This is a genomic window from Burkholderiales bacterium, from assembly GCA_036262035.1.
In the GTDB taxonomy this organism is placed as follows: Bacteria; Pseudomonadota; Gammaproteobacteria; order Burkholderiales; family SG8-41; genus JAQGMV01.
Genome location: DATAJS010000027.1, coordinates 84,298 through 104,457, shown reverse-complemented (window position 1 = coordinate 104,457; position 20,160 = coordinate 84,298). Strand labels below are relative to the sequence as shown.

The window sequence follows — 20,160 nt, the reverse complement described above, 5'->3', positions numbered from 1 at the left end:
TAGGCGCGTGGGCTGCTTGCGCGTTTAAGGTTCATCCAGGGGCTTCGGCCGTTCGTAAAACCGTGAGAAATTGCGCGTAACCATGAAGCGACTCGTCCGCACCCTGTTACTTGCCGCCGCTGTGGTCGCTACGGCCGCCGCCGGGCCCGCGAGCGCGGGCCCCGACGACGATTTCCTCGCCGCACGCGACGCTTTCCGCGCCGGGAATGCGCAACGGCTGGATGCCTATGCGGCGCGGCTGCGCGGATACGTGCTCGAGCCGTACGTCCAGTACTGGCAGCTTCGCCTGACGCTGGACCAGGCGACGCCCAGCGACGTGCGCAGCTTCATCGCCCGCCATGCCGACGTGCCGGTGTCGCGCAGCCTGCTCGCCGACTGGCTGAGGCTCCTCGGCCGCACCGGCCAGTGGCAGCAGTTCGATCTGGACTACGCGCTCTACAGCGGCGAGGACCTCGACATCACGTGCTACGGCATACAGTCGAAGGCGCGCGCCCAGCCCGAGGCGGTCGGCGAAGCGCGCTCGCTGTGGTTCATCGTCAAGGATCTGCCGGAGAGCTGCACGACGCTCTTCTCCGCGCTCATGCAGGAGCAGAAGCTCACCCAGGAAGACATCTGGGCGCGCGTGAGGCTCGCGCTCGAAGCCGGCCAGGTCTCGATGGCGCAGCGCGCGGCGATCTATCTCACGCCGGGCACCGCGCCCGACGCGCGCGCGCTCAACATGATCTTCACCAACCCCGCCGGCTACCTCGACCGCCAGCAGCAGGTCGACACGCGCACGCGCGGCGCGCGCGAGACGACGATGTTCGCGGTGGCGCGCCTGGGCCGCAGCTCGCCGCAGCAGGCGGCGGTGTACTGGATTCGCATCGAGCCCCAGTTCAGCGCGGCGGAACGCGGCTACGTCTGGGGGCAGCTCGCGCAGTCGGCGGCGATGCGCCACGATCCGGAGGCCCTGTCGTGGTTCGCGAAGGCGCGCGATCTGTCCGATACCCAGCTCGGCTGGAAAGTGCGCGCCAGCTTACGCGCGCGCAACTGGCGCGAGGTGCAGGCGGGGATCGACGCGATGAGCCCGCGCGAGCGCGAGCTCTCGACGTGGCGTTACTGGAAAGCGCGCGCGCTGAAAGCGACCGGGCGCGAGGAAGAGGCGGTCGCGCTCCTGAAACCGGTGTCGCGCGAGTTCAGCTTCTACGGCCAGCTCGCGCTCGAAGAGCTGGGGGAGAAGATCGGCACGCCGGCGACCGGTTTCAAACCCTCGCCCGAAGAGCTGCGCGCGATGAGCCAGAACGCGACGGTGCGCCGTGCGCTCCAGTTCTACCGCCTCGATCTGCGCGTCGACGCGACGCGCGAGTGGATCTGGCTCGTGCGCAACCTCGATGACAAGCAGCTCCTCACCGCCGCCGAGGTCGCGCGCCAGCACCAGCTCTACGACCGCACGATCAACACCGCGGACAAGACCGAGAGCGTCCACGACTTCAGCCTGCGCTATCCCACGCCTTTCCGTGAGGTGCTGCGCGCGCGTGCGGGACAGATGCAGCTCGACGAAGCGTGGGTGTACGGCCTCATCCGCCAGGAAAGCCGCTTCATCTCCGACGCGCGCTCGCGCGTGGGCGCGGGCGGGCTGATGCAGCTCATGCCCGCGACCGCGAAGTGGGTCGCGAACAAGCTGGGCCTGCGGCGCATCGGCGACGTGACCGAAGTCGACACCAACGTGACGCTCGGCACTTATTACCTGCGCCACGTGCTCGACACGCTCGACGGCTACCCGGCGCTCGCCTCGGCTGCGTACAACGCCGGGCCGGGACGCGCGCGCGCGTGGCGGCCCGACAGCGCGCCGATCGAAGGCGCGGTCTATGCCGAGACCATCCCGTTCAGCGAGACGCGCGACTACGTCAAGAAAGTGATGTCGAACGCGAGCTATTACGGACACAGCTTCAGCGGGCAGCTCCAGTCGCTGCGCGAGCGGCTGGGCATCATCGGGCCGCGGCAGCGGGCGAAGGAGCCGGGCCTGGGCGACACCCCGTGAAACGTGAAACGCAGGCCAGGGCGACGCCGTCGCAGCTCGTGCCATAAGCGCCCGTCGAGTTCATAATCTCGTTTCACTTTTCACGTTTTACGTTTCACTTTCCATGATCATCGAGGATGTCCTGGTGCTCGGCGGCTCCGGTTTCGTCGGCCGCCACGTCTGCCAGCAGCTCGTCGAGCAGGGTTATCGCGTCACGATTCCCACCCGCGACCGCGAGCGCGCCAAGGTCGATCTCATTCCCCTGCCGACCGCCGATGTGATCGTCGCCGACGTGCACGACGACGCGACGCTCGAGCGCCTCGTGCGCGGCAGCCAGGCGGTGATCAACCTCGTCGGGGTGCTGCAAAACGGGCGCGGCAAAGGAAGCTTCGCCGAAGCGCACGTGGGTCTCGCGCGCAAAGTCGTGGGCGCGTGCCAGCGCGCCGGCGTGCGCAGGCTCGTGCACATGTCGGCGCTCAACGCCGACGCCAGCGGTCCCAGCGACTACCTGCGCTCGAAAGGCGAAGCCGAAGCGATCGTGAAAGGCTCCGGCCTCGACTGGACGATCTTCCGGCCGTCGGTGATCTTCGGCCGGCAGGACCGCTTCCTCAACCTCTTCGCGAAGCTCGAGAGCCTGCTGCCGGTGGTCTTCCTCGCGAGCCCGAACGCGCGCTTCCAGCCGGTGTACGTCGGCGACGTCGCCGCCGCGTTCACCGCGAGCGTGCCGAGCCTCGAAAGCTACGGCCGCAGCTACGATCTCGTCGGCCCCAAGAGGTACACCCTGCGCGAGCTCGTCGAGTACGTGGGGCGCGTGACGGGTCATCGCCGGCCGATCGTCGGCCTCGGTCCCGCGCTGTCGAAGCTCCAGGCGTTCGCGCTCGAGCTCGCGCCCGGCAAGCTGATGAGCCGCGACAACGTCAAATCGATGACCGTCGACAACGTATCGGCGAGCCCGCTGCCTTTCGGCATGACGCCGACGGCGCTCGAAGCCGTCGCGCCGACCTGGCTTGCGTACCGGACGCCGCGCGCCCGCTACAACCTCTTTCGCGACCGCGCGAGACGTATCGCAAGCCGTGAGCCGTAAGCGGTTCGCGCAGGCATGAAGATCTACGAAGTCGGCGGCGCCGTCCGCGACGAGCTCCTCGGCCTGCCGGTGCAGGACCGCGACTGGGTGGTCGTCGGCGCGACGCCCGACGAGATGATCGAGCGCGGCTACAAGCCCGTCGGTAAGGATTTCCCGGTCTTCCTCCATCCCGAGACGCACGAGGAATACGCGCTCGCGCGCACCGAGCGCAAGACTGCGCCCGGCTATCACGGCTTCACGTTCCACGCCGATCCCGACGTCACGCTCGAAGAAGACCTGCAGCGCCGCGACCTCACGATCAACGCGATCGCGCGCGACGAGAACGGCGAGCTCATCGATCCGTACCGGGGCGCGGACGATCTCTCGCTCGGCGTGCTGCGTCACGTCAGCCCGGCCTTCGCCGAGGATCCGGTGCGCATCCTGCGCGTCGCGCGCTTCGCGGCGCGCTTCGGCTTCGAGATCGCGGCGGAGACCCTGGGCCTCATGCGCGAGATGGTGGCGAGCGGCGAAGCCGATGCGCTCGTGCCCGAGCGCGTCTGGCAGGAGCTCTCACGCGGCTTGATGGAGGAGCGGCCCTCGCGGCTCTTCGACGTGCTGCGCGAGTGCGGGGCGCTCGAGCGCATCGCGCCCGAGCTCGCCACGGTGTTCGAAGACGAAGAGCGGGCGCAGGAAGCGAACGACGCGCTCGACGAGACCGCCGGCGCGGAAGAGCCGCTGGAGGTGCGCTTCGCGGTGCTCGCGAGGACGCTCGACCCTTACGCGATCGACGCGCTGGCCGACCGGTTGAAGCTCCCCGCCGCGGTGCGCGATCTCGCGCTGCTCGCCTCGCGTCACGGCAACACGATCGCCGATGCCGACGCGCTGACCGCCGAGGCGGTCCTCGATCTGCTCAACGCGGCCGATGCGTGGCGCAGGCCCGAGCGCTTCACGCAGCTCCTGCACGCCGCGCTCACCGGCGAGCCCGAGCGCGGGCGCGCGATGCGGCTGCTCGAGCGCGCGCGGGAAGCGGCCGCTGCGGTGGACGCCGGCAAGATCGCGCAAGAAGGCCCGAAGAACGGTATACGCGAGCGCGTGAATGCGGCGCGCCATGCCGCGATCGCCAGGATTTCGAAACCGTAGGGTGCGTTGGCCGACAGGCGTAACGCACCGAGCAAGGCCCGACCACGACGATCAACCCAAGGAGCACCGATGATCGACCTTTACACCTGGACCACGCCCAACGGCCGCAAGGCTTCGATCATGCTCGAAGAGCTCGGGCTGCCCTACGACACTCACGCGATCAACATCGGCAAGAACGACCAGTTCACGCCCGAGTTCGTCGCGATCAACCCGAACAGCAAGATCCCCGCGATCGTCGACAGCGAAGGTCCGGACGGCAAGCCGCTGTCGGTCTTCGAATCGGGCGCGATCCTGGTCTACCTCGCCGAGAAGACCGGCAAGCTTCTGCCGACATCGGCGCGCGGCCGCAGCGTGGCGCTGCAGTGGCTCATGTTCCAGATGAGCGGCGTCGGTCCGATGTTCGGCCAGGTCCACCACTTCCTGCGCGCGGCGAAGGAGCCGGTGCCGTACGCGATCGACCGCTACACCACCGAGACGCGGCGGCTCTACGGCGTGCTCGACGCGCGCCTGAAGGCCCACGAGTATCTCGCCGACGATTACTCGCTCGCCGACATCGCGACGTATCCCTGGGTCGCGCGCTACGAATGGCACAAGACCAACCTCGAGGACTTCCCGAACGTGAAGCGCTGGTTCGACGCGATCTCCGCGCGCCCCGCCGTCCAGCGCGGCATGAAAGTCCCCGCTTAAGGGCGTATTGAACGCAGAGGCGCACAGAGGCGCGCGGGGGCGCACAGAGGAACGGCGTGAAGATCGTCATTCCCGACCCGCGATAGCGGGTGTGATCGGGAATCCATTGTGAACTTTGCTTCAACGTCAACATGGATCCCCGCCTGCGCGGGGATGACGCTCTTTTTCCTCTGCGGTTAAATTCGCCTTTGACGGCTCAGCGTCGCGCGTACTGCTGAAGCATCCGCACGATCGCCGCGGTATCGAGCACCGGCGTCGTGCGCAGCTCCGGGGCGCCGGTCACGGTGTTCGCCCACGCCATGTGGCGCTTCATGCGCTCCACGACGGCGGGCCATTCGCGCGCGGTGTGCCGCTGCGGGTCGGGCGCTGCGTGGCACTGCGAGCACGCGATGCTGAACATCTCGCCCGCTGGGGTCTTCAGCGCGGGATGCCCTGAGTCGATCGGTTTCTGCGCGTTCGCGTCGAGATAGCGCTTCAGCGTGCGCACTTCGTCGGCGCTCGGCGCTTTCACGCGCGCCATCATGTCCTTCATCACCGCGCCCATGTTGCCGTTGCCGCGCATGCGCCACACCATGCGGTCGACGACCGACGTCCAGCGCTCGCGCGTGTGCATGCGCGGATTCGGCAGGTAGTGGCACTGCACGCAGTACCGCGCCATCACGCGCGCGCCCGGTGAAGACGCATCCGGCAGATCGTCCGGCTCGACCGAGGGCGGCAGGATGCGCGTCATCATCGGGCCGTACGGGGAATGCGCCCACTGCTTTTGCGCTTCTTCGGCTTCGGTCGCGGTCGCCGCGTGCGCCGACGGCAAGAGCCAGGACGAGCCCTGCCACAACAACGCGATCGCGAGCACGAACAGGATGTAGCGCAGCACGCGCTTGTACACGTCGGGGCTCACGCGGCGCTGCACGCGCACGCCGAGCCATAACCCGAAGATGGAGATGACCGTCAGCGGCACGTTCGCGAGCACGTCGTGGAGCCGGATCTGCCCGGCGCCCGCGAGCGTCGCGGCCTGCACGGTCTTGCCGCCGATGAAGCACAGGTTGAGGATCTGAGTCATGACGACCGTTTCCAGCCCCAGCAGCGTGAAGTAGATGAGCAGCGGCGGCAGCGACTGGTTCACCGTCCCCGAGAAGAAGCCGCCCGCGACGCCGAAGATCATCGCAGACAATCGGCGGCGGCGCGCGAGCCAGCTCCAGTCGAGGTGGGCGAGCCGGTGCTGGTTGAGATACGCGATGATCGCCAGCGCGAGCAGGATGCGGACCGGCTCCTGCGGCGCCACGATGAGGAAGCACGCGCCGAGGAAAGCGCCGACCAGCGCCCACGCCGCGACCGGCCAGTAGCGTCCGATGCTCGCGCGGTAGTTGCCGCCGCGCAGAATGCTGATCAGGTTCACCGCGAAGTTGGGCAGGAGGTTGAGGATGATCGCGGTCTTCACGTCGACCATGAGCATGACCACCGGCGTCGAGATCGCCGGGAAGCCGAAACCGAGCGCGCCCTGCGCCACGCCGGCGAACAGCATCGTCACGGCCGCGGCGGCGTAGACGGTCGGGGATAGCGGGATGTCGATAGGTGCCTCCTCGTAGCGCAGGCGCCTCGCCTGCCGGGTCTGCAGGCGTGTGCGCCTGCGCTATAGCGTATGCGTGCGATCGCCGCGGGCGAATCCCGCGAGCGGGAGCGCGACGCCGCGCCCGACCGCGATCGCCTTGAAGAGCTCGCCCATCTCCGCGGGCGAGAGGAGCTTCTGCGCCTGCGAGGCGAGCGGCGCGTACGTCCGCGCGTCTTCCGCCGGCGTTCCCGACAGCAGATCGGTGATTCCGCAGTTGATCAGGAACTGCGCCTGCGACGTGTAGCCGAGCACGCTCGCGCCGCCTTCCAGCGCGGCTTCGGCGACTGCGGTGAAGTCGACGTGCGCGGTGATGTCCTGCAAGCCGGGGACGGCGAAGGGATCGTCGTGCGCGCGATGGCGGTAGTGGCACATGAGCGTGCCGGTCGATCGCTGCGGGTGGTAGAGCTCCGCCGCGGGAAAACCGTAGTCGACGAAGAGCAGCGCGCCGCGCGTGACGTTCTCGGTGAGCGTCTTCACCAGCTTGCGCGACGCGAGATTGATCTCGGTGCGGTAGCCGGGCGGCAGGCCGAGCGCGCGCGCGGCCTGGAGGAGCTCGCCTTGCGCCGGCCGCTTCGCGTACTCGAAGCGTCGGGCGCCGTGTACGGTGACGCCGACTTCGTCGACGCCGTCCTCGTGCGTCTCGATCAGGTGCGCGGGCACGGCGTCGAGCACTTCGTTGGCGACGACGAAGGCCTCGAGCGGGCCGGGCAGCGCATCGGCCCAGCGCACGCGGTCGGCGAGACGCGGCGCCGCCTCACGAATGCGCGCGTGCTGCCGCGCCTTGAGGTCGGCGGAAAGCTCGACGATGGTGTAGCGCTCGGGCAGCGTGCCCGTCGCTTCGAGCGCCGCGAGCAGCTCGACCGCGAGCGCGCCGCTGCCGCCGCCGAGCTCGACGATGTCGCCGATACCCTGATCGAGAAGCTCCGACGCCTGGCGCGCGATGCACCGGCCGAAAAACGGGGAGAGCTCCGGCGCGGTCACGAAATCGCCGGCTTCGCCCAGCTTCGCGCTGCCTGCGCTGTAGTAGCCGAGCCCCGGTGCGTACAGCGCGAGCTCCATGTAGCGCGCGAATGAAAGGAAGCCGCCGGCGCGGCCGATCTCGGCCGAGATCAGGGCGGAGAGCGCTTCGCTGACTTCGATCGCTGCGGGGGACGGAGCGGGGAGTTCTTGCAGGTGCGCAGGCAGCATCAGGCCGCCGATCATGACCGACTAGGCTAGAATAAACAAGATTTTATGACCGCAGCGCTCGACAACAAGGCGATCCTGATCACCGGCGGCGCGCGGCGCGTCGGGGCGGCTATCGCGCGCCGGTTGCATGCGGCCGGCGCGAACCTCGTGGTGCATTACCGGTCGTCGGCGTCGGAAGCGCGGGACCTCAAGGAGGCGCTCGGCGCAGCACGCGCAGGATCGGTTGCGCTGGTGCAGGCGGATCTGCTCAAGCCCGGCAATCTCCCGGCGCTCGTCAAGGACGCGGTGAAGGCTTTCGGGCGGCTCGACGGGCTGGTCAACAACGCGTCGAGCTTCTATCCGACGCCGCTGGGCGAGATCACCGAGCAGTCGTGGGACGACCTGGTCGGCACCAACCTGAAGGCGCCGCTGTTCCTGTCGCAGGCGGCGGCGAAAGAGCTGAAGAAGACCCACGGCGCGATCGTCAACATCATCGACATCCACGCCGAGTTCCCGATGAAGAGCTACGTCGTCTACAACATCGCCAAAGGCGGCCTGGTCGCGCTGACGCGATCGCTGTCGCGCGAGCTCGGTCCCGAAGTGCGCGTGAACGGCGTCGCGCCCGGGACGATCCTCTGGCCGGACGACGACGCGTGGAAAGACGAAGTCTCGCGCCAGCGCATCATGAACCAGACCGCGCTGAAGCGCATCGGCGAGCCGGACGACATCGCCAAGGCGGTCGAATTCCTGCTGACCGGCGGGCCGTACGTCACCGGGCAAGTGCTTGCGGTGGATGGCGGACGCAGCGTCATGCTGGGTTAGAGCAAAGCGTTTTAACCGCAAAGGACGCAAAGGACGCCAAGGAAACCGAACGCGGCGGGTGGTAAGCCCGTCATCCCCGCGAAGGCGGGAATCCATTTTGATTTCCTTGGCGTCCTTTGCGTCCTTGGCGGTTCAATTTTTTCGATCGAGAAATGACCACAGCTGCTGCAATCCAGAAACAGGCGTACGAAGCGAACAAGGTCGCGAAGCGACTGCGCCGGCTCGTCGGGCAGGCGATCGGCGATTACGACATGATCCGCGACGGCGACAAGGTGATGGTCTGCCTGTCGGGCGGCAAGGACAGCTACGGCTTGCTCGATGTGCTGCTGCACCTCAAAGCCCACGCGCCGATCGCATTCGACATCGTCGCGGTCAATCTCGACCAGAAGCAGCCCGACTTTCCGGCGCACGTGCTGCCCGAGTATCTCGAATCGCTCGGCGTGCCGTATCTCATCGCCGAGCAGGACACCTACTCGGTGGTGAAGCGCGTCATCCCCGAAGGCAAGACGATGTGCTCGCTGTGCTCTCGGCTGCGGCGCGGCGTGCTCTATCGCGTCGCGGGCGAGCTTCAGGCGACCAAGATCGCGCTCGGCCACCATCGCGACGACATCCTGCAGACCTTCTTTCTCAACATGTTCTTCGGCGGCAAGCTCAAGACGATGCCGCCCAAGCTCGTGTCGGACGACGGCAGGCACGTGGTGATCCGCCCGCTCGCGTACGTGGAGGAGACGGACCTCGCGGCCTATGCGGAGGCGAGGCACTTCCCCATCATTCCCTGCAACCTCTGCGGCTCGCAGGAGAACCTGCAGCGTAAGCAGGTCGCGGCGATGCTGAAGGAGTGGGAAAAGCGCTATCCGGGGCGCGTCGAGAACATCCTGAGGAGCCTCCAGAACGCCAGCCCCTCGCACCTCCTCGACCGAGCCCTCCACGACTTCACCAAGGTGGCGCCGACCGGCAGACCCGAGCCCGATGGCGACAGGGCCATCGACACCGACTAAGTCGCAAAAACAACGACTTGGACATCGGGGACAGACCCCGATTCGGTGGAAGCCCGGAGATTATTTTGTCAAACTGAATTTGACATGCTAATCTCGGCGAGATGAATTGCGCTGAGCGTCTCGTATCCCTCTTCGGCAGCCAAGCCGAAGTCGCGCGCCGGTTTCGCCTCGACCGCGCGGTCGTGAACAACTGGGTGAAGTCGGGCTACGTCCCCGCCCGCTGGGCGATGGAAGTCGAGCACGTGACCGGCGGCGACATCACCGCCGTCGAAATCCTCAACGAAGCCAACGCCCGCAAGCCCGTCCGCGTGAAATCGCGCCCCGACGGCGAAAACCTTTTCGGATCCCCCGGGAGTGACACCATGAACGAATTCGCACCCAAAAAACGCATCAGCTCTTTCCATCCGCCCCAGCGGACGCTCATGGGTCCCGGTCCGACCGAAATCCATCCGCGCGTGCTCACCACCATGAGCCAGCCGGCCATCGGCTATCTCGACCCGATCTTCGTCGAGATGATGGAAGAGCTCAAAGGGCTGCTGCGCTACGCCTACCAGACCAGGAACGCGCTGACGTTCCCGGTCTCGGGTCCCGGCTCGGTCGGCATGGAGTACTGCTTCGTCAACCTCGTCAGCCCCGGCGACAAGGTGATCGTGTGCCGTAACGGCGTGTTCGGCGGCCGGATGATCGAGAACGTCGAGCGCTGCGGCGGCATCCCCGTCGTGGTCGAAGCCGAGTGGGGCCACCCCATCGACCCGCAGAAGCTCGAAGACACGCTGAAAGCGAACCGCGACACGAAGGTCGTCGCGTTCGTTCACGCCGAGACGTCCACCGGCGTGTTGTCGGATGCCAAGACGCTGGTCGAGATCGCGCACAAGTACGACGCGCTCACCATCGTCGACACCGTGACCTCGCTCGGCGGCTCGCCGGTGCTGGTCGACGAGTGGGGCATCGACGCGGCCTACTCCGCCTCCCAGAAGTGCCTCTCGTGCACGCCGGGCCTGTCGCCCGTCACGCTCAGCGACCGCGTCGTCGAGTACGTGAAAGCGCGCAAGGAGAAGATCCAGTCATGGTTCATGGACATGAACCTGCTGCTCGGCTATTGGGGCGAGACCACGCGCACCTACCATCACACCGCGCCGACCAACTCGCTGTTCGCGCTGCACGAAGCGCTGCTCCTCATCCGCGAGGAAGGCGTCGACAACTGCTGGGCGCGCCACGAGCGTCATCACATCGCGCTGAAAGCGGGCCTGGAAGCGATGGGCCTGAAGTTCCTCGTCAACGAGAAGTACCAGATCCCGCAGATGAACGCGGTGATCTGCGCCGAAGGCGTCAACGAAGCCCAAGTGCGCAAGACGCTGCTCGGCGAGTTCGGCCTCGAGATCGGCGCGGGCTTGGGCCCCCTGGCCGGCAAGATCTGGCGCTTCGGCCTGATGGGGTACTCGTGCCGTCCGGACAACGTGATGCTCTGCCTGTCGGCGCTCGGCTCGGTGCTCGACGACATGGGCTACCCGGTGCATGTGGGAGATGCCGAAGCCGCAGCGCACGCGGCGTACGCGGCGATGCACGCGAAGGCGGCGCAGGCCAAGAAGAAAGCGGAAGCCAAGGCGGCGTAACCGCTTCGCGGCTACGCCGCCTGCGGCCGGTGAACGCCAAGGAGGGAAACCAAGGTTTCCATCCTTGAACCTCCTTTCCTTCGCCGATCTCCAGATCGGTTGCTCATCACCAACAAAAGGGCCCTTGCGGGGGCCCTTTCTGTTTTAGCCGTCGAGCTCCTGCGAAATCCCCAGCCTCTTCCAGATCTCCGTCGTCAGCGAAGCCTGATTCAACGTATAGAAGTGCAGCCCCGGCGCGCCCTCCTCGAGCAGCCGCTCGCACATCGCGGTGACGACATCGAGGCCGAAGGCGCGGATCGACTCGATGTCGTCGGCGTAGCCTTCGAGCTTCTTGCGGATCCAGCGCGGGATCTCCGCGCCGCACGCATCGGAGAAGCGCGCGAGCTGTGAGAAGCGGCCGATCGGCATGATGCCGGGAACGACGGGGATCGCGATGCCCATCGCCTCGCACTCCCCGACGAAGTTGAAGTACGAGTCGGCGTTGAAGAAGTACTGCGTGATCGCCGAATCGGCGCCCGCCTCGACCTTGCGCTTGAACGCCTGCAGATCGGCTTCGGCGTTCCTCGCCTGCGGGTGGAACTCGGGATACGCCGCGACTTCGATGAAGAAGTGGCTGCCGAACTCCTCGCGGATGAACGCGACGAGCTCGTTGGCGTAGTGAAACTCACCGGTCGTGGCGGTGCCCGAAGGCAGGTCGCCGCGCAGCGCGACGAGGTGGCGGATGCCGTGATTCTTGTAGTCCGCGAGGATCTCGCGGACGCTGTCGCGCGACGAGCCGATGCACGAGATGTGCGGCGCGGCGGCGTGGCCCGCCGCGCACAGGTCGAGCACCGCTTTCAGCGTGCGCTCTCGCGTCGAGCCGCCCGCGCCGTACGTGACCGAGAAGAACTCGGGCTTCAACAGGGCAAGCTGCTTCGCCGTCTCGGCGAGCTTCAGCGCCCCTTCGGCCGTGTTCGGCGGAAAGAACTCGAAGCTGAAGCACTTTCTGTGGCGTTTCTGAGAGTCCATGCATTTGTAGTGAAAAGTGAAACGTGAAAAGTGATCCCCTCACCCCGACCTCTCCCCGGCTCGGGGAGAGGGAGGGTTGGCGTTTCACGTTTCACATTTCACGTTTCACGGCATCAGTAGCGATAGTGATCGGGCTTGTACGGACCGCTCACGTCGAGGTTGAGGTACTTGGCCTGCGTCTCGGTGAGCTGCGTGAGCTGCGCGCCGAGCTTCTTCAGGTGCAGGCGTGCGACTTTCTCGTCGAGCTGCTTCGGCAGCACGTACACCTTCTTCTCGTACTTGCTGTTGTTCGAGAACAGCTCGATCTGCGCCATCGTCTGGTTGGTGAACGAGCTCGACATGACGAAGCTCGGGTGGCCGGTGCCGCAGCCGAGGTTCACCAGGCGGCCTTCGGCGAGCAGGATGAGGCGCTTGCCGCTCGGGAAGACGATGTGGTCGACCTGAGGCTTGATGTTCTCCCACTTGTATTGCCTGAGCGAGGCGACGTCGATCTCCGAATCGAAGTGACCGATGTTGCACACGATCGCGTTGTTCTTCATCTTGATCATGTGGTCGTGCGAGATCACGTTCACGTTGCCCGTCGCGGTGACGAAGATCTCGCCCTTGTCGGCGGCCTCGTCCATCGTGACGACGCGATAGCCTTCCATCGCCGCCTGCAGCGCGCAGATCGGGTCGATCTCGGTGACCCAGACCGAAGCACCCAGGCCGCGCAGCGACTGCGCGCAGCCCTTGCCCACGTCGCCGTAACCCGCGACGACCGCGATCTTGCCGGCGATCATCACGTCGGTCGCGCGCTTGATGCCGTCGACCAGCGACTCGCGGCAGCCGTAGAGGTTGTCGAACTTCGACTTGGTGACCGAGTCGTTGACGTTGATCGCGGGGAAGGGGAGACGGCCTTCCTTCTCCATCTGGTAGAGGCGGTGCACGCCGGTGGTGGTCTCTTCGGTGACGCCCTTGATGCTCGCCAGCGCTTTGGCGTACCAGCCGGGACGCTCGGCGTTCCTCTTCTTGATGGCCGCGAAGAGCGCTTCCTCTTCCTCGTTGGTCGGCTTGGCGACGAGCGAGGGATCTTTCTCCGCCTTGCTGCCGAGGTACGCGAGCAGCGTGGCGTCGCCGCCGTCGTCGAGGATCATGTTCGGCAGGCCGCCGTCGCGCCACTCGAAGATGCGATGGGTGAAGTCCCAGTATTCCTTGAGGCTCTCGCCTTTGAAGGCGAAGACCGGGATGCCGGCGGCGGCGATCGCCGCGGCGGCGTGGTCCTGCGTCGAGAAGATGTTGCACGAGGCCCAGCGCACTTCGGCGCCGAGCGCGACCAGCGTCTCGATCAGCACCGCGGTCTGGATCGTCATGTGCAGCGAGCCGGCGATGCGCGCGCCTTTCAGCGGCTGCTTGCCCTTGTATTCCTCGCGCACCGCCATGAGGCCGGGCATCTCGGTCTCGGCGATCTGGATTTCCTTGCGGCCGAACTCGGCCTGCCCGATGTCGGCGACGTAGTAGTCGCCCTTGAGAGTCTGGGGTGCTGCGCTCATCTGTCACTCCGATGGGTTGAATGACGCGGCGCGAACGGGATGCTGGAAGGGGCTCACCGCCGCGAACACGCGGTGAGCGCCGTTGGTACCGAGGACTCGAGAGCCTGCGGGGTCCCGAGCCTGGCGGAGAGAGGGTCTCCGTTGCAACGCTCCTCGGGAACGGCGGATTCTACATCAAACGACGGTCTGACCCCGGCCCTTTGGGGGTCAGACCCCGGCTTTTTCGCGGCGAAAACAAAAAAGCAGCGCCATGGCGCTGCTTTTCAGGAACCAGGGTCGGACCCCGATAACGCCGGGGTCCGACCCTGGGGACGCTTACTTGGAACCTGCGTCGTCCTTGAGGGCCGAGACCTTGTCGGTCGCTTCCCATGAGAACTCCGGCTCGTCGCGGCCGAAGTGGCCGTAAGCCGCGGTCTTGCCGTAGATCGGGCGGAGCAGGTTGAGCGAGTGGATGATGCCTTTCGGGCGCAGGTCGAAGTGCTTCTCGACGAGCTTGGCGATCTTCTCGTCGGCGATCTTGCCGGTGCCGAAGGTCTCGACCAGCACGCTGACCGGGCGCGCGATACCGATCGCGTACGCGACCTGCACTTCGCACTTCTTCGCAAGGCCGGCCGCGACGATGTTCTTCGCGACGTAGCGCGCGGCGTAGGCGGCCGAGCGGTCGACTTTCGAAGGATCCTTGCCCGAGAACGCGCCGCCGCCGTGGCGCGAGTAGCCGCCGTAGCTGTCGACGATGATCTTGCGGCCGGTCAGGCCGGTGTCGCCGAGCGGGCCGCCGATGACGAAGCGGCCGGTCGGGTTGATGAGGTACTTGGTCTCCTTGGTGACCAGCTCCTTGGGCAGGACCGGCTTGACGATCTCTTCGATGACGCCCTCGGTGAGCGGCTCCTGGGAGATGTCTTCACGATGCTGGGTCGAGATGACGACCGTGTCGATGTGGTGCGGCTTGCCGTCGACGTAGCGGACCGACACCTGCGACTTCGCGTCCGGGCGCAGCCAGGGCAGGCGGCCGTCGCGGCGCAGCTCGGCCTGGCGCTCCATGAGGCGGTGGGCGAGGTGGATCGGCAGAGGCATCAGCGTCGGCGTCTCGTCGCATGCGAAACCGTACATCAGGCCCTGGTCGCCGGCGCCCTGCTCGAGGTCGAGGCCCGAGCCTTCGTCCACGCCCTGCTTGATGTCGGCCGACTGCTTGTCGAAAGCGGTCAGCACCGCGCACGAGCGGTAGTCGAAGCCGATCGAGGAGTCGTCGTAGCCGATGCGCTTGATGACGTCGCGCGCGAGATCGCTGTAATTGACGTTGGCGTTGGTGGTGATCTGGCCCGCCATCACGACCAGGCCGGTCGCGACCAGCGTTTCTGCGGCGACCCGGCCGTGCTTGTCCTGCGCCAGCACCGCGTCGAGCACGGCGTCCGAGATTGCGTCTGCAACTTTATCGGGGTGTCCTTCGGAAACCGATTCCGAGGTGAAGAGAAAATCGCTCATGCTCGAAAATTCAAGGGGGTGGAAAGGGCGCATAGGATATCAGAAAGGTCTACGCCGCTGCGGAAAGGTCCACGCCGCTGGTCGCTACGCTCCCCGCGCAACGGCGTGCTTAGGCGCCTGGCGGCGCCACGTCCAATATGTACGATCGCTGCGAGTAAGTCGCTAAAATTGGGCAAATGACCTTCCTCCGCCTGCTCGGCAGGCTGCCCCTGGCGTGGCTGCACGCATTGGGCGTTCTGCTCGGCTGGCTGACTTACCTCGCTTCCCCGGTCTACGCGGCGCGCATGCGTGAGAACCTCACGCGGAGCGGTATTTATACCGACCCCCGCGAGCTCGAGCGCGCCCTGCGCGACTGCGTCGCGCACACCGGGCGCTCGATCGCCGAGATCCCCAAGGTCTGGTTCGACGACGAACAGCGGGTCACTTCGCTCGTCCGCTGCGGTACGTGGAACGTCGTGGAAGACGCACTGCGCGAAGGGCGCGGGATCATCTTTCTGACCCCTCACCTGGGCTGCTTCGAGATCTCTGCCATGTACACCGGGCAGCGGGTGCCGCTGACCGTACTGTATCGTCCGCCGAAGCAGCGCTGGCTCGAGCCGCTGATGATGAAGGGACGCATCCGCGGCAGGATGAAGGCCGAGCCGGCGTCGCTCAAAGGTGTGCGGGCTTTGTACAAGGCTCTGCAGCGCGGCGAGCCGATCGGCATCCTCCCCGACCAGGCGCCGCAGTTCGGCGAAGGCGCGTGGGCCGATTTCTTCGGGCGGCCGGCGTACACGATCACGCTGGTGGGGCGCCTGCAGAAGCAATCGAAGGCGCCGGTGATCATCGCGTTCGCGAAGCGCCTGCCGCAAAGCCGGGGGTACGAGCTCCTTTTCGAGCGCCACGACGGCGAGATCGACGAGCGCGAGCTCAACCGCGCGCTGGAGGACCTGATTCGCACGTGCCCCACGCAGTATCTCTGGAGCTATAACCGCTACAAGGCTCCCCGCGGCTCGGCGCCGGTGGTCGAACATGAGAGCAAGGCGTGATTGACCGCCAAGGACGCAAAGGACGCCAAGGAAAGCAACTGGACGGGTGCGCACGCCGCGCATTGCCGCCTTGTCGCCAGATGCGGCATGGCGAGGTCAGCTGCCCGGGGAATTCCTTTGCGTCCTTTGCGTCCTTGGCGGTCCATTAGCTCTTAACCCAAGCCATGATTCGAGTCGCTCTGGCCATTATCTGGCTCCTGCATTTCCTCCCGCTTGCGGTCCTCGCGCCGATCGGGCGCGGGTTCGGCATGCTGCTGTATGCGATCGCGGGCGATCGCCGGCGCGTCGCGCGCAAGAATCTTGCGCTCTGCTTTCCGCACTGGAGCCCGCAGGAGCGGGAGCGCGTATTGCGCGGCCACTTTCAGGCGTTCGGGCGCGCCGCGCTCGAGCGCGGCATCCTGTGGTGGGCGTCGCGCGAGCGCATCCTCAAAATCGTGCGCTTCGAAGGGCTGGAGAACTTCGAGGCGGTCCAGGGCCAGCCGGTGATCTGGCTCGCGCCGCACTTCGTCGGCCTCGACATGGGCGGCAGCCGGCTCGCGGCGGATTACGCCGCCGCGTCGATGTACCAGCGGCAGAAAGACCCCATCCTCGACCGCATCCTCTATCACGGCCGCACGCGCTTCGTGATGCCGCGCCTGGTCTCGCGCCAGGACGGGCTGCGCTCCATCGTGCGCGTGATCCGCGAAGGCCTGCCGTTCTACTACCTGCCCGACCTCGATTTCGGCGCGCGCGATTCGGTGTTCGTGCCGTTCTTCGGCGTGCAGGCGGCGACGATCACCGGGCTGTCGCGCCTCGCGAAGCTCGGCGGCGCGAAGGTCGTCCCGATCGTCACGCGCCAGCTTCCCGGCGGGGAGGGGTACGTGCTGACCTTCTATCCCGCGTGGGACAATTTCCCGACCGACGACGTCGAGGCGGACGTGCGGCGCATGAACGCTTTCATCGAAGACCGCGTGCGCGAGGTGCCCGAGCAGTATCACTGGCTGCACAAGCGCTTCAAGACGCGGCCGCCGGGCGAGCCGGCGATGTACACCAAATGACGGCCTGCACGATCCGGCCTGCCGGGCCGCGCGACGTCGCGGCGCTCTGCGCACTCGCGCGCGAGACCTGGCGCGCGCACTATCCGGCGATCATCGGGGAAGCGCAGACCGAGTACATGCTCGCGCAGCGCTACCGGCCGGAGATCGTCGAAGCGGAGCTCGATCGCGAGGACATCCGCTGGGTGGTCGCGCACGACGGCGAGCGCATGGTGGGGTTCGCATCGTTCCACGTGCAGGATGCGGGCGAGCTCAAGATCGACAAGCTCTACGTGCATCCCGCGCACCAGCGCCGCGGCATCGGCGGCGCGCTGGTCGAGCGCGCATGCGAGGTCGCGCGCTCGATCGGGGCGTCGAACGTGATCCTGGCGGTCAACAAACGCAACGCGAATGCGATCGCCGCGTATCGCAAGCACGGCTTCGACATCCGCGAAGCGGTGGTGAAAGATATCGGCGAAGGTTTCGTAATGGACGACTACATCATGGCGAAGAAGGTATGAAGCTCGAGTTCACCAAGATGCACGGCCTCGGCAACGACTTCGTCGTGCTCGACGCGACCGAGCAGCCGATCGATCTCACGCGCGAACAGCTGCGCTTGCTCGCCGATCGTCACTTCGGCGTCGGCTGCGACCAGATCCTGCAGGTCGAGCGTGCGCGCGATGCGGGCACCGATTTCTACTACCGCATCTTCAACGCCGACGGCGGCGAGGTGGAGCAGTGCGGCAACGGCGCGCGCTGCTTCGTGCGCTACGTTCACGAGCGCGGCCTGACCGACAAGCGCGAGATTCGCGTCGGCACCGCATCGGGGGTCATCGTGCCGAGGCTGGAAGCCGACGGCCGCGTCACGGTCGACATGGGCGTTCCGCGCTTCGAGCCCGCGGAGATCCCGTTCGAGGCGACGGCGCGCGCGCTCACGTATCCGCTCGACGTGGCGAATCGCACCGTCGAGATCAGCGCGGTCTCGATGGGCAATCCGCATGCGGTGCAAATCGTGTCGGACGTGCGTTCGGCGCCGGTCGAGACCGAAGGACCGCTGATCGAAGCGCATCCGCGCTTTCCGCGCCGCGTCAACGCGGGCTTCATGGAGATCGTCGACCGGCATCGCATACGCCTGCGCGTATACGAGCGCGGCGCCGGCGAGACGCTCGCGTGCGGCACGGGCGCGTGCGCGGCGGTGGTTGCCGGCGTCACGCGCGGCGTGCTCGACGGCTCGGGCGTCGTCGTGGAAACGCGCGGCGGCGAGCTCGGTATCGCGTGGGCGGGCGCAGGCCGGCCGGTGATGATGACGGGGCCCGCGGTAACGGTCTTCGAAGGCGAGCTGACGCTTTGACGATATACTCGCGGCAGCCGGCACATGCTCAGCACATCATGAAATCCGAAGTCACCTCAGAAGCCGTAGCCACGTTCCTCAAGGAACACCCCGAATTCTTCGAGCAGTACGCGGACATGCTCGCGGACATCTACATTCCGCATCCGCACGGCGGCCGTGCGATACCGATCAGCGAGCGCCAGATCCTCACCCTGCGCGAGCGCGGCAAGCAGCTCGAAGGCAAGCTGCGCGAAGTCATCCAGTTCGGCGACGAGAACGACGCGATCGGCGAGAAAGTGCATCGTCTCGCGATGGCGCTGCTCGCGGCGCGCGATCTCGCCGCGGTGACCGCGGTGGTGAACTACAACCTGCGCGAGGACTTCGCGGTGCCTCACGTCGCGATACGCGCCTGGAAGAACGACGGGCCCGTCGAGTCGGAGGCGCTCAATCCCGCGGGCGAGGCGACGCGCGAGTTCGCCAGGAGCCTGTCGAGCCCGCACTGCGCGCACCATGCAGCCGAAGGCACCTCGGCCGATCTCTTCGGCGATGCCGCCGAGCACCTGCGCTCCTTCGCGTACGTACCGCTGCGCGCGACCGACACGTTCGGGCTCCTCGCGTTGGCGAGCGAGGACATCGAGCGCTTCTATCCCGGGATGGGCACGGTGTTCCTGAAGCGCATCGGCGACATGGTGGGCACGGCTCTCCTGCGCAACCTGGAGCCGTGAAGGCGAATCCGCTCCTGACCGGGTACCTCGCGTACATCGCTCACGAGCGACGCCTCTCGGCCAATACGCTCGAAAGCTACGGTCGCGACATCGGGGCGCTGCTCGACTGCGCCGGATCGCAGCCGCTCGACAGGCTGCAGGTCCACGACGTGCGCCGCTTCGCGGCGAAGCTGCACGGCGGGGGGCTCGACGCGCGCTCCATCGCGCGCATGCTCTCGGCGTGGCGCGGCTTCTACCGCTATCTCGCGCGCGACCACGGCTACAAGGACAACCCGGTGCTCGGTATACGCGCGCCCAGGGCCGCCAAGCGGCTGCCGCAGGCGCTCTCGCCCGACGAGATGCACCGCCTCCTCGAGGTCGATCCGGACAGCGCGCTGGCGAGCCGCGACAAGGCGATGTTCGAGCTCTTCTATTCCTCCGGCCTGCGCCTATCCGAGCTCACCGGGCTCGCGCCTTCGGACGTGAACCATGCCGACGGCACGGTGCGCGTCACCGGCAAGGGCTCCAAGACGCGCGTGATACCGGTGGGCGCGCAGGCGCTGAAGGCGCTGGACGAGTGGCTGCAGACGCGCGCCGCGATCCCGCGCCACGAGCCGGCCGCGCTGTTCGTGAGCCGCACGGGCAAGCGTCTTTCGCCGCGATCGGTGCAGCAGCGGCTGAAAACGCTCGCGCTGAAGCAGGGCCTGACGACCGACGTGCATCCTCACGTCCTGCGCCACTCGTTCGCGTCGCACGTCCTGCAATCGAGCGGGGACCTGCGTGCGGTACAGGAAATGCTCGGCCACGCCAGCATCTCGACGACCCAGGTGTATACACACCTCGACTTCCAGCACCTCGCGAAGGTGTACGACGCGGCGCACCCACGCGCAAAACGCAAGAAAAACAGTGTTTAGTGTTGAGTGTTTAGTGTTGAGTAAAAAGCGGGGCATCGCTGAGCACACGGGTTT

17 protein-coding genes, 1 pseudogene and 1 riboswitch are annotated in these 20,160 nt (G+C 66.7%); of the genes and pseudogenes, 13 read left to right on the top strand and 5 right to left on the bottom strand.

Annotated elements, in window-relative coordinates; all coding sequences use genetic code 11:
• The first annotated feature begins 82 nt into the window (after window positions 1-82).
• From VHP37_26780 to VHP37_26765, 4 genes and pseudogenes are all read left to right on the top strand, one after another.
• Window positions 83-2,020 (top strand): transglycosylase SLT domain-containing protein, encoded by a 1,938-nt coding sequence (locus VHP37_26780; GenBank protein HEX2829981.1) that lies wholly within the window; start codon window positions 83-85, stop codon window positions 2,018-2,020.
• A gap of 103 nt (window positions 2,021-2,123) precedes the next feature.
• Window positions 2,124-3,083, top strand: coding sequence for a complex I NDUFA9 subunit family protein (locus VHP37_26775; protein HEX2829980.1), 960 nt, complete (start codon window positions 2,124-2,126; stop codon window positions 3,081-3,083).
• Between the two features lie 15 nt (window positions 3,084-3,098).
• The gene (locus VHP37_26770; GenBank protein HEX2829979.1) at window positions 3,099-4,202 is read left to right on the top strand and encodes a multifunctional CCA tRNA nucleotidyl transferase/2'3'-cyclic phosphodiesterase/2'nucleotidase/phosphatase; all 1,104 of its coding nucleotides are present in this window, start codon (window positions 3,099-3,101) and stop codon (window positions 4,200-4,202) included.
• A gap of 69 nt (window positions 4,203-4,271) precedes the next feature.
• Window positions 4,272-4,886 (top strand): annotated as a pseudogene (locus tag VHP37_26765) (glutathione binding-like protein).
• A 199-nt stretch (window positions 4,887-5,085) separates the two neighbouring features.
• Here the strand turns inward: VHP37_26765 and VHP37_26760 are convergent.
• Together VHP37_26760 and VHP37_26755 are read right to left on the bottom strand one after the other, a co-directional pair.
• Entirely contained in the window at window positions 5,086-6,411 is a 1,326-nt protein-coding gene (locus VHP37_26760; GenBank protein HEX2829978.1) for a sulfite exporter TauE/SafE family protein, read from the bottom strand.
• A 108-nt stretch (window positions 6,412-6,519) separates the two neighbouring features.
• Window positions 6,520-7,686, bottom strand: coding sequence for an SAM-dependent methyltransferase (locus VHP37_26755; protein ID HEX2829977.1), 1,167 nt, complete (start codon window positions 7,684-7,686; stop codon window positions 6,520-6,522).
• Between the two features lie 45 nt (window positions 7,687-7,731).
• Between VHP37_26755 and VHP37_26750 the strand changes: the two genes are divergently transcribed.
• The 3 genes from VHP37_26750 (at window position 7,732) to VHP37_26740 (ending at window position 11,098) form a co-directional block, all read left to right on the top strand.
• Window positions 7,732-8,487: a pteridine reductase gene (locus VHP37_26750; GenBank protein HEX2829976.1), complete on the top strand. Its 756-nt coding sequence runs from the start codon at window positions 7,732-7,734 to the stop codon at window positions 8,485-8,487.
• A gap of 152 nt (window positions 8,488-8,639) precedes the next feature.
• Window positions 8,640-9,485, top strand: a complete 846-nt coding sequence (gene ttcA / locus VHP37_26745; GenBank protein HEX2829975.1) for a tRNA 2-thiocytidine(32) synthetase TtcA — start codon at window positions 8,640-8,642, stop codon at window positions 9,483-9,485.
• Window positions 9,486-9,586: 101 nt separating this feature from the next.
• Complete coding sequence (locus VHP37_26740; GenBank protein ID HEX2829974.1) at window positions 9,587-11,098, top strand: aminotransferase class V-fold PLP-dependent enzyme; 1,512 nt, start codon at window positions 9,587-9,589, stop codon at window positions 11,096-11,098.
• 144 nt (window positions 11,099-11,242) lie between these two features.
• Here VHP37_26740 and metF read toward each other — a convergent pair whose 3' ends face one another.
• The 3 genes from metF to metK form a co-directional block, all read right to left on the bottom strand.
• Window positions 11,243-12,106 (bottom strand): methylenetetrahydrofolate reductase [NAD(P)H], encoded by an 864-nt coding sequence (metF, locus tag VHP37_26735; protein ID HEX2829973.1) that lies wholly within the window; start codon window positions 12,104-12,106, stop codon window positions 11,243-11,245.
• Between the two features lie 113 nt (window positions 12,107-12,219).
• Window positions 12,220-13,635, bottom strand: a complete 1,416-nt coding sequence (gene ahcY, locus VHP37_26730) for an adenosylhomocysteinase (GenBank protein HEX2829972.1) — start codon at window positions 13,633-13,635, stop codon at window positions 12,220-12,222.
• A 67-nt stretch (window positions 13,636-13,702) separates the two neighbouring features.
• Window positions 13,703-13,796: riboswitch (S-adenosyl-L-homocysteine riboswitch) on the bottom strand.
• A 154-nt stretch (window positions 13,797-13,950) separates the two neighbouring features.
• A complete protein-coding gene (gene metK, locus VHP37_26725) occupies window positions 13,951-15,117 on the bottom strand; it encodes a methionine adenosyltransferase (GenBank protein HEX2829971.1) in 1,167 nt (388 codons plus the stop codon).
• A gap of 176 nt (window positions 15,118-15,293) precedes the next feature.
• On the opposite strand from metK, the gene VHP37_26720 reads away from it, so the two are divergent.
• From VHP37_26720 to xerC, 6 genes are all read left to right on the top strand, one after another.
• Window positions 15,294-16,145 (top strand): lysophospholipid acyltransferase family protein, encoded by an 852-nt coding sequence (locus VHP37_26720; protein HEX2829970.1) that lies wholly within the window; start codon window positions 15,294-15,296, stop codon window positions 16,143-16,145.
• A 164-nt stretch (window positions 16,146-16,309) separates the two neighbouring features.
• Window positions 16,310-17,182, top strand: a complete 873-nt coding sequence (locus VHP37_26715) for a lipid A biosynthesis acyltransferase (GenBank protein HEX2829969.1) — start codon at window positions 16,310-16,312, stop codon at window positions 17,180-17,182.
• Window positions 17,179-17,679, top strand: a complete 501-nt coding sequence (locus VHP37_26710; GenBank protein ID HEX2829968.1) for a GNAT family N-acetyltransferase — start codon at window positions 17,179-17,181, stop codon at window positions 17,677-17,679. Before VHP37_26715 ends, VHP37_26710 begins: the two co-directional genes overlap by 4 nt.
• Window positions 17,676-18,509 carry a diaminopimelate epimerase gene (gene dapF, locus VHP37_26705; GenBank protein HEX2829967.1) on the top strand — a complete coding sequence of 278 codons (834 nt, stop codon included), beginning with the start codon at window positions 17,676-17,678 and terminating at the stop codon, window positions 18,507-18,509. The genes VHP37_26710 and dapF overlap by 4 nt, the downstream gene beginning before the upstream one ends.
• A gap of 38 nt (window positions 18,510-18,547) precedes the next feature.
• A complete protein-coding gene (locus VHP37_26700; GenBank protein ID HEX2829966.1) occupies window positions 18,548-19,213 on the top strand; it encodes a DUF484 family protein in 666 nt (221 codons plus the stop codon).
• Complete coding sequence (xerC, locus tag VHP37_26695) at window positions 19,210-20,106, top strand: tyrosine recombinase XerC (protein HEX2829965.1); 897 nt, start codon at window positions 19,210-19,212, stop codon at window positions 20,104-20,106. The genes VHP37_26700 and xerC overlap by 4 nt, the downstream gene beginning before the upstream one ends.
• The last annotated feature ends 54 nt before the right edge of the window (window positions 20,107-20,160 follow it).

Excerpts from the sequence above, each read along its gene's own strand:
- VHP37_26780 (HEX2829981.1), top strand. The coding sequence starts at position 83 with ATGAAGCGACTCGTCCGCACCCTGTTACTTGCCGCCGCTGTGGTCGCT.
- VHP37_26775 (HEX2829980.1), top strand. The coding sequence starts at position 2,124 with ATGATCATCGAGGATGTCCTGGTGCTCGGCGGCTCCGGTTTCGTCGGC.
- VHP37_26770 (HEX2829979.1), top strand. The coding sequence starts at position 3,099 with ATGAAGATCTACGAAGTCGGCGGCGCCGTCCGCGACGAGCTCCTCGGC.
- VHP37_26760 (HEX2829978.1), bottom strand. The coding sequence starts at position 6,411 with ATGCTGTTCGCCGGCGTGGCGCAGGGCGCGCTCGGTTTCGGCTTCCCG.
- VHP37_26755 (HEX2829977.1), bottom strand. The coding sequence starts at position 7,686 with ATGCTGCCTGCGCACCTGCAAGAACTCCCCGCTCCGTCCCCCGCAGCG.
- VHP37_26750 (HEX2829976.1), top strand. The coding sequence starts at position 7,732 with ATGACCGCAGCGCTCGACAACAAGGCGATCCTGATCACCGGCGGCGCG.
- ttcA (HEX2829975.1), top strand. The coding sequence starts at position 8,640 with ATGACCACAGCTGCTGCAATCCAGAAACAGGCGTACGAAGCGAACAAG.
- VHP37_26740 (HEX2829974.1), top strand. The coding sequence starts at position 9,587 with ATGAATTGCGCTGAGCGTCTCGTATCCCTCTTCGGCAGCCAAGCCGAA.
- metF (HEX2829973.1), bottom strand. The coding sequence starts at position 12,106 with ATGGACTCTCAGAAACGCCACAGAAAGTGCTTCAGCTTCGAGTTCTTT.
- ahcY (HEX2829972.1), bottom strand. The coding sequence starts at position 13,635 with ATGAGCGCAGCACCCCAGACTCTCAAGGGCGACTACTACGTCGCCGAC.
- metK (HEX2829971.1), bottom strand. The coding sequence starts at position 15,117 with ATGAGCGATTTTCTCTTCACCTCGGAATCGGTTTCCGAAGGACACCCC.
- VHP37_26720 (HEX2829970.1), top strand. The coding sequence starts at position 15,294 with ATGACCTTCCTCCGCCTGCTCGGCAGGCTGCCCCTGGCGTGGCTGCAC.
- VHP37_26715 (HEX2829969.1), top strand. The coding sequence starts at position 16,310 with ATGATTCGAGTCGCTCTGGCCATTATCTGGCTCCTGCATTTCCTCCCG.
- VHP37_26710 (HEX2829968.1), top strand. The coding sequence starts at position 17,179 with ATGACGGCCTGCACGATCCGGCCTGCCGGGCCGCGCGACGTCGCGGCG.
- dapF (HEX2829967.1), top strand. The coding sequence starts at position 17,676 with ATGAAGCTCGAGTTCACCAAGATGCACGGCCTCGGCAACGACTTCGTC.
- VHP37_26700 (HEX2829966.1), top strand. The coding sequence starts at position 18,548 with ATGAAATCCGAAGTCACCTCAGAAGCCGTAGCCACGTTCCTCAAGGAA.